Origin of the sequence: Halomonas sp. THAF12 (genome assembly GCF_009363675.1) — a bacterium.
Taxonomy (GTDB): domain Bacteria; phylum Pseudomonadota; class Gammaproteobacteria; order Pseudomonadales; family Halomonadaceae; genus Halomonas; species Halomonas smyrnensis.
This window is the reverse complement of record NZ_CP045399.1, coordinates 2837858-2849719: the sequence shown is the minus strand read 5'-3', so window position 1 is coordinate 2849719 and position 11862 is coordinate 2837858. Positions and strand designations below refer to the sequence as shown.

Annotated in this window: 11 protein-coding genes; 7 read left to right on the top strand and 4 right to left on the bottom strand. The window is 68.7% G+C overall.

The features are described 5' to 3' along the window. Nucleotides 1–34: 34 nt before the first annotated feature. Nucleotides 35–1378, bottom strand: coding sequence for a tRNA (N6-isopentenyl adenosine(37)-C2)-methylthiotransferase MiaB (miaB, locus tag FIU88_RS13190; RefSeq protein ID WP_035598878.1), 1344 nt, complete (start codon nt 1376–1378; stop codon nt 35–37). Nucleotides 1379–1801: 423 nt separating this feature from the next. Here miaB and FIU88_RS13185 point away from each other — a divergent pair, with 423 nt between their 5' ends. Both FIU88_RS13185 and FIU88_RS13180 read left to right on the top strand, forming a co-directional pair. Next, nucleotides 1802–2416, top strand: a complete 615-nt coding sequence (locus FIU88_RS13185) for a TIGR04211 family SH3 domain-containing protein (protein ID WP_051008798.1) — start codon at nt 1802–1804, stop codon at nt 2414–2416. A gap of 8 nt (nt 2417–2424) precedes the next feature. Further along, nucleotides 2425–3066 (top strand): thiopurine S-methyltransferase, encoded by a 642-nt coding sequence (locus FIU88_RS13180; RefSeq protein WP_016853793.1) that lies wholly within the window; start codon nt 2425–2427, stop codon nt 3064–3066. Between the two features lie 82 nt (nt 3067–3148). Here FIU88_RS13180 and FIU88_RS13175 read toward each other — a convergent pair whose 3' ends face one another. Next, complete coding sequence (locus FIU88_RS13175) at nt 3149–3739, bottom strand: YajG family lipoprotein (protein ID WP_016853794.1); 591 nt, start codon at nt 3737–3739, stop codon at nt 3149–3151. A 221-nt stretch (nt 3740–3960) separates the two neighbouring features. Then, entirely contained in the window at nt 3961–5691 is a 1731-nt protein-coding gene (gene ggt / locus FIU88_RS13170) for a gamma-glutamyltransferase (RefSeq protein ID WP_152479537.1), read from the bottom strand. 130 nt (nt 5692–5821) lie between these two features. Between ggt and rpe the strand changes: the two genes are divergently transcribed. The 3 genes from rpe to FIU88_RS13155 all read left to right on the top strand — a co-directional run bounded on the left by rpe (nt 5822) and on the right by FIU88_RS13155 (nt 7735). Continuing rightward, nucleotides 5822–6520 (top strand): ribulose-phosphate 3-epimerase, encoded by a 699-nt coding sequence (rpe, locus tag FIU88_RS13165; protein WP_016853796.1) that lies wholly within the window; start codon nt 5822–5824, stop codon nt 6518–6520. A 2-nt stretch (nt 6521–6522) separates the two neighbouring features. Next, on the top strand, nt 6523–6819 hold the full coding sequence (locus tag FIU88_RS13160) for a GIY-YIG nuclease family protein (protein WP_016853797.1): 297 nt from the start codon (nt 6523–6525) through the stop codon (nt 6817–6819). Nucleotides 6820–6889: 70 nt separating this feature from the next. Continuing rightward, the gene (locus FIU88_RS13155) at nt 6890–7735 is read left to right on the top strand and encodes a mechanosensitive ion channel family protein (RefSeq protein WP_152479536.1); all 846 of its coding nucleotides are present in this window, start codon (nt 6890–6892) and stop codon (nt 7733–7735) included. Nucleotides 7736–7809: 74 nt separating this feature from the next. Here FIU88_RS13155 and FIU88_RS13150 read toward each other — a convergent pair whose 3' ends face one another. Continuing rightward, complete coding sequence (locus tag FIU88_RS13150) at nt 7810–9105, bottom strand: NAD(P)/FAD-dependent oxidoreductase (RefSeq protein WP_152479535.1); 1296 nt, start codon at nt 9103–9105, stop codon at nt 7810–7812. A 283-nt stretch (nt 9106–9388) separates the two neighbouring features. Here FIU88_RS13150 and FIU88_RS13145 point away from each other — a divergent pair, with 283 nt between their 5' ends. Both FIU88_RS13145 and trpE read left to right on the top strand, forming a co-directional pair. Next, nucleotides 9389–10054, top strand: a complete 666-nt coding sequence (locus tag FIU88_RS13145) for a phosphoglycolate phosphatase (RefSeq protein ID WP_152480235.1) — start codon at nt 9389–9391, stop codon at nt 10052–10054. Nucleotides 10055–10302: 248 nt separating this feature from the next. Then, complete coding sequence (trpE, locus tag FIU88_RS13140) at nt 10303–11790, top strand: anthranilate synthase component I (protein WP_152480234.1); 1488 nt, start codon at nt 10303–10305, stop codon at nt 11788–11790. Nucleotides 11791–11862: the final 72 nt, after the last annotated feature.

Sequence of the window (11862 nt, the reverse complement as noted above, 5' to 3'; positions counted from 1 at the left end):
GCCCGTGCATCAGCCCATCGTGTCGTGCCGGCGTTTAGAAACGCTCCGGCGAGGCCAGATCACCGCGCAGCGAGTTGGGCAGCGCCTCGGTGATCTCCACGTCGACGAAGTAGCCGATCAGCTCGGTGGGGTTCGGCGCGCGGAAGTTGACCACCCGGTTGTTCTCGGTGCGGCCGGACAGCTGGCCCGGGTCCTTCGGCGAGAAGCCGGTGACCAGCACGCGCTGGACGGTGCCCACCATGCGGCGGCTGATCTGCATGGCCTGCTGGTTGATGCGCTCCTGCAGGATCGCCAGGCGCTGCTTCTTGACCGCTTCCGGCGTGTCGTCCTCGAGGCCGGCGGCCGGGGTGCCGGGGCGGGCCGAATAGACGAAGCTGAAGGACACGTCGAAGCCGATGCGACCGATCAGGTCCATGGTGTTCGCGAAGTCCTCCTCGGTCTCGCCGGGGAAGCCGATGATGAAGTCCGAGGAGAAGCTGATGTCCGGACGCAGCGCACGGATGCGCTCCATCTTGTCCACATACTCCTCGACGGTGTGGCCGCGCTTCATGGCCGCCAGGATGCGGTCGGAGCCGGCCTGCACCGGCAGGTGCAGGTGGCTGACCAGCTCCGGGATCTCGCCGTAGGCCTCGATCAGGCTGTCGGAGAACTCCACCGGGTGCGAGGTGGTGAAGCGGATGCGGTCGATGCCTTCCACCGCCGCCACGCAGGCGATCAGTTCGGCCAGGTCGATCTCCTCGCCGAGCTGGTTCTCGCCGCGGTAGGCGTTGACGTTCTGGCCCAGCAGATTGATCTCGCGCACGCCCTGATCGGCCAGGTGGATGACCTCGTCCATCACCGCCTCGAAGGGCCGCGAGACCTCCTCGCCGCGGGTGTAGGGCACCACGCAGAAGGTGCAGTACTTGGAGCAGCCTTCCATCACCGAGACGAAGGCGGTGGCGCCGTCGGAGTTCGGCTTGGGCAGGTGGTCGAACTTCTCCACCTCGGGGAAGGTCACGTCGACCACCGAGATCTGGTTGTCCTGGCGGGCGTCGAGCATCGACGGCACCCGGTGCAGGGTCTGGGGGCCGAAGACCATGTCGACCTGGGGCGCGCGCTTGCGCAGCGCCTCGCCTTCCTGACTGGCGACGCAGCCGCCCACGCCGATGACCAGATCCGGGTTGGCGTCCTTGAGCTTCTTCCAGCGGCCGAGCTGGTGGAAGACCTTCTCCTGGGCCTTCTCGCGGATCGAGCAGGTGTTGAGCAGGATGACGTCGGCATCGCGCTCGTCGTCGGTGAGCTCCAGCTGGTGGGATTCTCCGAGCAGATCCGCCATGCGCGCGGAATCGTACTCGTTCATCTGGCAGCCATGCGTCTTGATGAAGAGTTTCTTCGCCATAAGAATAGGTCGTGGCGCCTGGGCCCGACGTTGCACCGGTGGATATTCGTTCGCAGGAGAGGCGGCCGGCAGGGCCGTCCGATTGAGAGCGAAGATTATACGCGCCCAGTCGGGACGGGGCCAGAGTGCGCGGAACGCCCGGCGCGCGGGCCTGTGGTACCCTTGGCGGCTTCGGAGGCGCCGGCGAGGTGGTCAGGAAATGACCGAAATGTTGCCGTATCGGCAGCCATGCCGCCTGGCCGCGGGTTTCCAGCGGTTTTCCCGGCACTTGTCCACAGATGCTGTGGATGATCCGGAGACGCACTCTCATTTCGGCGGACCGGGCAGGGATGGTCCGGTCACGACCGCCATCGCCGCGAGCGGCGGACACAGAGCCTTGGACAGCCAGGACGACGCATGACGATGCAACGATACAAGACACTGATGACGCTGGGCGCACTGCTCGGGGCCCTGGCCCTGCCGGTGCAGGCCCAGCAGGACGACGCCCAGAACGCCGATGCGCGCTGGGTGTCCGGCGACCTCACCACCTTCGTGCGCAGCGGCCCCACCGACGGCTATCGCATCGTCGGTACCCTGACCGCCGGCGACCCGGTCGAGCTGCTCGAGACCCAGGGCGACTACAGCCGCGTGCGCAGCCAGAGCGGCGACGTGGTCTGGGTGCCCTCGAGCGACCTGCAGGGCGAGCCCAGCGCCAAGGTCCGGCTGCCCGAGCTGGAGGCGCGAGTGGAGGAGCTGTCCGAGGAGCTCTCCGGGATCAACGAGACCTGGGAGAGCCGCATGGCCTCGGTCACCGAGACCCTCGACGTGCGCGAGCAGCGCATCGCCGAACTCGAGCAGCGCAATCAGGCGCTGGCCTCGGAGAGCGAGGACGCCGGTGCCCGGGTGCGCCAGCTGCAGGCGCGCCTGGATACCCAGGAGGAAGACCTGCTGATGCGCTACTTCATGTACGGCGGCGGGGTGGCCGGTGCCGGGCTGCTGGTGGGCCTGATCGTGCCGCACCTGCCGCGTCGTCGCCGCAAGCGCGACCGCTGGTTCTGAGGCCGGCCATGGACAACGAGTGGCTCGCGCGCTGGCGCGAGGGACGCATCGGCTTCCATCGCCACGAGGCCCATCCGGCCCTGGTGCGTTACTGGCCGACGCTGGGCGCGGCACCCGGTACCAAGGTGCTGGTGCCGCTGTGCGGCAAGAGCCTGGACATGCGCTGGCTGGCCGGCGAAGGCTATCCGGTGCTGGGCATCGAGCTGGCCGACGAGGCCATCGAGCAGTTTCTGGCGGAGGGCGAGGGGGAGGTCTCCCGCTATCGGGGCGACGGCTTCGACATCAGCCGCCAGGGCAGCGTGGAACTGTGGCGCGGCGACTTCTTCCACTTCCATATCGAGGCCGCCGCCGAGCTGGGGGCCTTCTATGATCGGGCGGCGCTGATCGCGCTGCCCGAGGCGACCCGCCAGCGCTACGCCTTCCACCTGGCCCAGCTGCTGCCGCCCGGCAGCCAGGGACTCCTGATCGGCCTGACCCGAGCCCCCGGCGACGAGGGTGGGCCGCCCTTCAGCGTCGGCGCCGACGAGATTCGCGAGCTGTTCGCCCCCAACTTCGAGGTGGTGCACCTGGAAGAGGGCGAGCCCGAGCCGGGCAGCGGCTTTCGCGAGAGCGTCTGGTCGCTGACGCGCCGCGGCCCTCGGGGCGGCTGATCGCGCCGTTCACCACGCGGGCCCGTCGGCGTCGCGCCGGCGGGGCCGCGTTTCCATCGGGGGCGTGGTGACGCAAGCGTGATCAGCGCGCCAGCAGGCCCGCCAGCTCCGGATCGCGGAAGGCGCGGTCCAGGGCATCGGAGAGCAGCTCCTCGATCATCGCCTGGTTGGCCTCGCGATCCGGCTTCACCGCGTATTGCTGGGTGCGGCGCGCGGTGTAGCTGCCGGTGTAGGTGGTGCCGTCGTTCTGGGCCTCGGCCTCCAGCACCGCCGTCAGGCGCACGCTGCCGACCATCGGCGGGGCGTCGCCGCGGCCGTATTCGAGCCGCTTCAGGGTCAGCGTCAGACCGGGCCGGCCCGGTGCGGCCTCGCCGACCGGCCGGAAGCCCATGTCGCGCACCGCGCGCTCGGCCTCGGCCTGCAGGCGGGGCGTCAGTTCGCCCGGATCGACGATCACCACCGCCGTGGAGCCGGCACTGCCGGAGCGGGTGCCGATCACCGCCTCCTGGCGAGTGTCTCGGGCGGTCACGCTGACCTCCTGGCCCTGACCGGCGGCCGGCACCTGGACGCTGCGCTTGGGATCCGGCGTCAGATAGTGGGGGCCGGCGCAGCCGGCGAGCCCGCTGGTGGCCAGCAGCATCAGGCCGAGGCCGAGAAGGCGTCGAGTCGTCATGGGCGGTCTCCTTGTCGATCGCAAAGGCCCGAGTATAGCGACTTCTCTTGCCGGCGCCGACGCATGAGGCTTTCCGCAGCGGGATGGGAAACACCGGGGAAAGTTGGAGCGAGGGGTTTTTGCCATGGATGGCAAAAGTAGCGCCCATGGAAGGGTTTACAGCGCCCTCGTGTAATCTTTCCCCGGTGCGGCCTGCCACTTTCCGGCCGTCATCGCCTTTCTCAGAGCCCCATCGCCGAGGAGGTGGAGCGGCGCGGGTCGGCGCCGCCGTAGAAGCGGTCGTCGTCGATCACGATCGACTGGGCGGCGCCCATGGCGGACTGCTGGCTGATGGTGTGGCCGCGGGCCTCGAGCAGCGACAGGGTGTCGGGGCTGAAGCCGGCCTCGACGCGCAGCTCGTCGGGCAGCCACTGGTGGTGCAGGCGCGGGGCGCTCACCGCCGACTGAACGTTCATGTCGTGGTCGATGACGTTCATCAGCACCTGCAGGGTGGTGGTGATGATCCGCGAGCCGCCGGGGCTGCCGGTGACCAGGAAGTTCTCGCCGTCGCGCTTGACGATGGTCGGGGTCATCGACGACAGCATGCGCTTGCCGGGCTCGATCTTGTTGGCCTCGCCGCCGATCAGGCCGTAGGCGTTCGGCACGCCGGGCTTGGCGGAGAAGTCGTCCATCTCGTTGTTGAGCAGGAAGCCCGCGCCGTCCACGACGATGCCAGAGCCGTAGCTGAAGTTGATGGTGTAGGTGTTGGAGACCGCCAGGCCGTTGTCGTCGGCGATCGAGAAGTGGGTGGTCTCGTTGGACTCATAGGGCGCCGGGTCGCCGGCGGCGATCTCGTCGCTGGGCGTGGCGCGGTCGATGGCGATCTCGGCGCGCAGCTCGTCGGCGTAGCCTTCGGAGGTCAGCCCCTCGAGCGGCACGTCGACGAAGTCGGTGTCGCCCAGGTACTCGGCGCGGTCGGCATAGGCGCGTTTCATGGCCTCGGCCATCAGGTGCATGGTATCGGCGGCGCCGAAGCCCAGCTCGTCGATGTCGTAGGCCTCGAGGATATTGAGCATCTGCACGATGTGGGCGCCGCCGGAGGAGGGCGGGCTCATGGCGTAGACGTCGTGGCCGCGGTAGGTGCCGTGGCTGGGTTCGCGGATCTCCGCCTGGTAGCCGGCCAGGTCCTCGCGGGTGATCAGGCCGTCGTGGCGCTCCATCTCGGCGACGATCAGCTCGGCGGTCTCGCCCTCGTAGAACTCCCGTGCCCCCTGCTCGGCGATGCGCTTGAGCGTCGCGGCGAGGTCCGGCTGGCGGAAGGTCTCGCCCACGGCGTAGGGGCTGCCGTCCTGCTTGTAGAACATCGCCTCGGTGGCGTCCCATTTCGTCAGGCGTTCGCCGGCCTCGGCCACGCCGTCGACGAACCGCTGGGGCACCACGAAGCCGTCCTCGGCCAGTCGGATCGCCGGTGCCAGCGCCTCGGCCAGGCTCAGGGTGCCGTACTCCTCGAGGGCCAGCGCCAGGCCGGCCACGGTGCCGGGGACCCCGGCTGCGCGGTGGGTGAAGCGCGACCACTCGGCGACGGCGTTGCCGTCCTCGTCCTGGAACATGGTCTCGGTGGCGGCGGCCGGCGCGGTCTCGCGATAGTCGATGGCGATCACCTCGCCGCTGTCCTCGTCGGAGATCAGCATGAAGCCGCCGCCGCCGATGTTGCCCGAGCGCGGCTGGGTCACCGCCAGGGCGAAGCCGGCGGTGACCGCCGCATCCACGGCGTTGCCGCCGTCGGCGAGCACGTCATGGGCGACCTGCGAGGCCAGGAAGTGGCTGGTGGCCACCATGCCCCGTTCGCCCACCTCGGGGTGGAAGCGCTCGCCCTCGAGGATGGCCGACTGGGCCAGGGCGGCGGTCGGGGCGGCGAGCGCGGCGCTCAAGAGGCCGGTGCCGAGGGCACGGCGCAGCTGGGGGAAAGGCATGGACGCCTCCTTGGTCATGAACGGCGGAACCTTCACTATTGTCGCCGAATGCCGATGGTGCAAGGCGGTCGCGCGCGTTCCTGTTAGAATGCCGGCCATCATGACCGTGACCCGACAGGACCCCGTTCCCATGAGCGATTCGACGACCGACTTCCAGATTGCCCCCTCGATTCTCTCCGCCGACTTCGCCCGCCTCGGCGCGGAGGTCGACGACGTCCTCGCCTCCGGCGCCGACATCGTGCACTTCGACGTCATGGACAATCATTACGTGCCGAACCTGACCATCGGCCCGATGGTCTGCGAGGCGCTGCGGAAGCACGGCGTGACCGCCCCCATCGACGCCCACCTGATGGTCAAGCCGGTGGATCGGCTGATCGGCGACTTCATCGATGCCGGCGCCAGCTACATCACCTTCCATCCCGAGGCCTCCGAGCACATCGACCGCTCGCTGCAGCTGATCCGCGACGGCGGCTGCAAGGCCGGCCTGGTGTTCAATCCGGCCACGCCGCTGTCCTATCTCGACTACGTGATGGACAAGGTCGACATGGTGCTGCTGATGAGCGTCAATCCGGGCTTCGGCGGCCAGTCGTTCATTCCCGGCACCCTCGACAAGCTGCGCGAGGCGCGCCGGCGTATCGATGCCTCCGGGCGCCCGATCCGCCTGGAGATCGACGGCGGGGTCAAGGTCGACAACATCGCCGAGATCGCCCGCGCCGGCGCCGATACCTTCGTCGCCGGCTCGGCGGTGTTCAAGGCCAGAAACGAGGCCGACCCGAACCGCTACGACGGCGTCATCGCCGACTTCCGCCGCGCCCTGGCCGAGGCCTGAGCGTGACGGACGAGGCCGTCCCTCGCTGGCATCTCTATGTGATCGAGACGGCCGCCGGGGCCCTCTACACCGGCATCACCACCGACGTGACGCGGCGCCTCGGCGAGCATCGCGCGGGGCGGGGCGCCAAGGCGCTGCGTGGCAAGGGGCCTTTGCATCTGGTATATCACGAATGTATTGGTGAACACGGCGAGGCGCTGCGTCGCGAGGCGGCGATGAAGCGCCTCACCGCCGCGGCCAAGCGCCGCTGGCTGGCCGAGCGGCGAGCCATGCAGGCAAGCGGGGAATCCTTCCCCTAGGCTGTGTCGATAGCGTCGGCCGGGTGCCGGCGCGACCTTCGACACGGCCTCAACACGACAGGGAGCGCCTATGGACCTTCAAGGAATCATCGACTTCGTGCAGTTTCAGGGCACCAGCCTGGCCGTCAATCTGGTGGCGGCGCTGGCCATCTTCGTGGTCGGCCGCTGGGTGGTGAAGCTGCTGCATTCGCTCAGCATCAAGGCCATGCAGCGCGGCAAGCTCGACCCGCTGCTGATCAAGTTCCTGGGCAATATCCTCTATGCGCTGCTGATGGTGTTCGTGGTGCTGGCGGCGATCAGCCAGGTCGGCATCCAGACCACCTCGCTGATCGCGGTGATCGGTGCCGCCGGCCTGGCGGTGGGGCTGGCACTGCAGGGCTCGCTGGCCAACTTCGCCGCCGGCGTGCTGGTGATCATCTTCCGCCCCTACAAGATCGGCGACTACGTGGAGGCCGGCGGCGTGGCCGGCACCATCGACGACGTGCAGATCTTCACCACCGAGCTGAAGACCGCGGACAACCGCAAGATCATCGTGCCCAACGGCCAGATGATGAACGGCGCCATCACCAACTACTCCAGCCACGACACCCGCCGGGTGGACCTGGTGGTCGGCGTCGGCTATGACGATGACATCGACGTCGTGCGCCGGGTGCTGGAGGGCGTGGTGGCCGACGATCCGCGGGTGCTGGCCGACCCCGCGCCCAACATTCGCATGAGCGCCATGGGCGACTCCTCCGTCAGCTGGATCGTGCGCCCCTGGGTCGAGGCCGCGGACTACTGGGACGTCTACTGGGAGATGACCGAGGAGATCAAGCGCCGCTTCGACGCCGAGGGCATCAGCATTCCCTTCCCGCAGCGCGACGTGCACGTCTATCACCATCCCGAGAAGGACGGCGAGGCGAGCCTCGAACGCTGAGCCTGACACTCGGAAACGACACGGGCCCCGGCAAATTGCCGGGGCCCGTGTCGTTTCAGGCGGTGCTCAATGCCTCAGTGCAGCTTGAGGCGCGGCTTGAGGAACTTGTTGAGACCGTCGACGACGACCATCAGGCCGGTCTTCAGCGCGCCGTGGATCGCCCGCTGGTGCATGCGGTAGAGCGAGGCGTAGAAGAACCGGGCCAGGTGGCCCTCGATGAACAGGCTGCGCGCCGAGGCGCCGCGCATCAGGCTGCCGATGGCGTCGAAGTGGGCCAGCGAGATCAGCGAGCCGCGGTCGCGGAACACGAAGGGCTTGAGCGGCTTGCCGTCCAGCCGGGCCAGCAGGTTCCTGTACAGGCGGTCGGCCTGCTGGTGCGCGGCCTGGGCCCGTGGCGGCACCGTGGAGCCGTCCTCCTGGGGGCAGCTGGCGCAGTCGCCGAAGGCGAAGACGTGCTCGTCGTCGAGGCTCTTGAGCGTGGCATCGACCTTGAGCCGATGGTTGCGCTCGGTGGAGAGTCCGAGCTCGGAGAGCAGCGCCGGCGCCTTGATGCCGGCCGCCCAGACGCCGAGGTCGATGTCGATGCGCTCGTCGCCGGCGGTGATGATGGCCTCGTCGTTCACCTCGGTGACCCGGGTGTCGACGTGCACCTTGACACCCAGGCGCTCCAGCTCGGCGTGCACGGCGCCGCTGATGCGCTCCGGCAGGGCCGGCAGCACCTTGGGCGCGGCTTCGATCAGGTGGACCTCGAGGTGGTCGCTGTCCAGGGTGGTGAAGCCGTAGCTGTTGAGCATCTCGGAGGCGCCGTAGAGCTCGGCGGCCAGTTCCACGCCGGTGGCGCCGGCGCCGACGATGCCCACCACCATCTTCGCCGACGGTTCCTGCGGCGCGTTGTAGCGCAAAAAGGCGTTGAGCATGGCCTGGCGGAAGAGTTCGGCCTGATGGGGGCTGTCGAGGAAGTGGCAGTGCTCGGCGACGCCGGGGGTGCCGAAGTCGTTGCTGACGCTGCCCAGCGAGAGCACGAGGTCGTCATAGGGCAGGGTGCGGGCGGGGAGAATCTCCTCGCCGTCGTCGTCCAGCACCGGCGCCAGGGTCAGGGTCTGGCCGTCGCGGTCGAGGTCGGTGAGGGTGCCGAGCTGGAACTGATAGCCGTTGGCGCGGGCGTGGCCCTGGTAGGAGATTTCATCGAGGCCGGAATCCAGCGCGCCGGTGGCGACTTCGTGGAGCAGCGGCTTCCAGATGTGGGTGGGGTTGCGATCGACGAGCACGATCTCGGCGCGCTTGCGCTTGCCGAGCTTGCGGCCGAGCCGGGTGACCAGCTCGAGTCCGCCCGCACCTCCGCCGACCACCACGATGCGTGGTAGTGTCATGGAGACTCCTGACTGAATGCGTGGGAACGTGGCAAAGAGTTGCCCGGGTCAGGGCTCAGCCTCGATACGGCGGTCGGGCGTCACGGCGGGTGTCGTCGGCGTCCGGCCGAGGTAGGGGACATGCCCTGCAGTCGGCAACGGCTGGTTCCAGCATAACGCCGCGTCCCTGGCCTGCCTATGGGCGACAGGAAAAAAAGCGGTATTTTTTCGTAATATTACATGCATAATCATGCCCTCGCTCGCCGATACCGATACGCCCAGGATGGAAGAGAGAAACGCGCCCATGCACCCCTGTCTGGAAAACATCACGCTGGTCACCTTCGACCTGGACGGCACCCTGGTGGACTCGGTGCCCGACCTCGCCGCGGCGGTGGATGCCGCCCTGACCGATCTGGGGCTGCCCGCCCCCGGCGAGGACAAGGTGCGCGACTGGGTCGGCAACGGCTCGCGTTCGCTGGTGGAGCGCGCGCTGACCGATGCCCTGGGCGAGGCGCCGGCCGAGGCGTTCCTGGGCACCGCCCACGAGGGCTTCCTGGCGCGCTACGGCGAGGCGCCCTGCGCGCGGACTCGCCTGTATCCCGGCGTGCGCGAGGCGCTGGAGGGGCTCTCGGCCAGCGGTCGACGGCTGGTGCTGGTGACCAACAAGCCCGAGGCCTTCATCGCACCGATCCTCGAGGCGACCGGCATCGCCGGGCATTTCTCGCTGTGCCTGGGCGGCGACAGCCTGCCGCGCCGCAAGCCCGACCCGCTGCCGCTGATCCACGCCGCCGAGCGCTTCGACGTGGCCCCCGGCCGCTGCCTGATGGTCGGCGATTCGCGCCACGATATCGCCGCGGGCAGGGCGGCGGGCTTCCGCACCCTGGCCGTGCCGTACGGCTATAACCACGGCGAGCCGGTGGCGGCGAGCGGGCCGGATGCGACGGTTGAATCGCTGGCACAACTCGTTTAATGTAAATCGAGTTGCGCTATAACGATGTAACTATTGATTATTTTTCGTTATATACGATTCCGCCCTTGCCGATGGAACCCCGCATCATGCCGGCTTTTTCCGTATCCTCGACCGTCTTCCGCCTTCCCCGTGCCACCGGCATGCTCGGCGGCTGGCGATGGTGACGCTCGCTTCCTGACACGGCGCCTTCCGGGGCGACCGTCGCCGCTTCACCGTCGCACACCCTTCTTCGAGGATACGGGCCCATGATGACCCCCGAACGCTTCCAGTCCCTGGCCGAGGACGGCTACAACCGCATTCCGGTCACCCGCGAGGTGCTGGCCGATCTCGACACGCCGCTGTCCACCTACCTCAAGCTCGCCGACGCGCCCTGGACCTTCCTGCTGGAGTCCGTGCAGGGCGGCGAGAAGTGGGGCCGCTACTCGATCATCGGCCTGCCGTGCCAGGAGCGCATCGAGGTGCGCGGCTTCCAGGTCACGCACGTCATCGACGGCGAGACGGAGGGCGTGACCGAGGTCGAGGACCCGCTGGCCTGGATCGAGACCTTCCAGGCGCGCTTCAAGGTGCCGCGCCTCGACGATCAGCCGCGCTTCGACGGCGGCCTGGTGGGCTACTTCGGCTACGACACCATCCGCTACATCGAGCCGCGCCTGCGCGGGGTGGAGAAGCCCGATCCCATCGGCGTGCCCGACATCCTGCTGATGGTCTGCAACGACCTGGTGGTGTTCGACAACCTGTCCGGGCGCCTGACGCTGTGGACCCACGCCGACCCGGCCGAGCCCGAGGCCTACGAGCGCGCCGTGGCGCGCCTGGCCGCGCTCGAGGAGCAGCTGCGCGGGGCGGTCCTGGACCCCCGCAGCCCCGGCACCGGCGGCCGGGCGGTGGAGGAGGGGCACTTCACCTCCGGCTTCACCGAGGGCGGCTTCAAGTCGGCGGTGGAGACGATCAAGGAATACGTGCTGGCCGGCGACATCATGCAATGCGTGCCCTCCCAGCGGATGTCGATTCCCTATCAGGCGCCGCCGCTGGATCTGTATCGCGCGCTGCGCAGCCTCAACCCCTCGCCCTACATGTTCTACTTCGACCTGGGCGATCATCAGGTGGTGGGCTCCTCGCCGGAGATCCTGACCCGCCTCGAGGAGGGCGAGGTCACCGTGCGGCCGATCGCCGGCACCCGCGTGCGCGGCCGCACCGAGGCCGAGGATCAGGCGCTCGAGGCCGATCTGCTGAACGACCCCAAGGAATGCGCCGAGCACCTGATGCTGATCGACCTGGGGCGCAACGACGTGGGCCGCATCTGCGAGACCGGCTCGGTGACCGTCACCGACAACATGGCCGTCGAGCGCTATTCCCACGTCATGCACATCGTGTCCCAGGTCACCGGCCGGCTGCGGCCCGGGCTGACCGCCATGGACGCCCTGCGCGCCACCTTCCCGGCGGGCACGCTCTCCGGGGCGCCGAAGATCCGCGCCATGGAGATCATCGACGAGCTGGAGCCGGTCAAGCGCGGCGTCTATTCCGGGGCCGTGGGCTATCTGTCCTGGCACGGCAACATGGACACCGCCATCGCCATCCGCACCGCGGTGATCAAGGACGGCGAGCTGCACGTCCAGGCGGGCGCCGGCGTGGTGGCCGATTCCGTGCCCGAGATGGAGTGGCAGGAGACGCTCAACAAGGGGCGCGCGCTGTTCCGCGCCGTGGCCATGGCCGAGCACGGCCTGGACAACCTCGAGTAAGGCTCTCTCGAACGCGCGCGAGGCCCCGTCGCTCCGGGGCCCGGGCATCTTGACACGGTCGGCCGCCGGCGA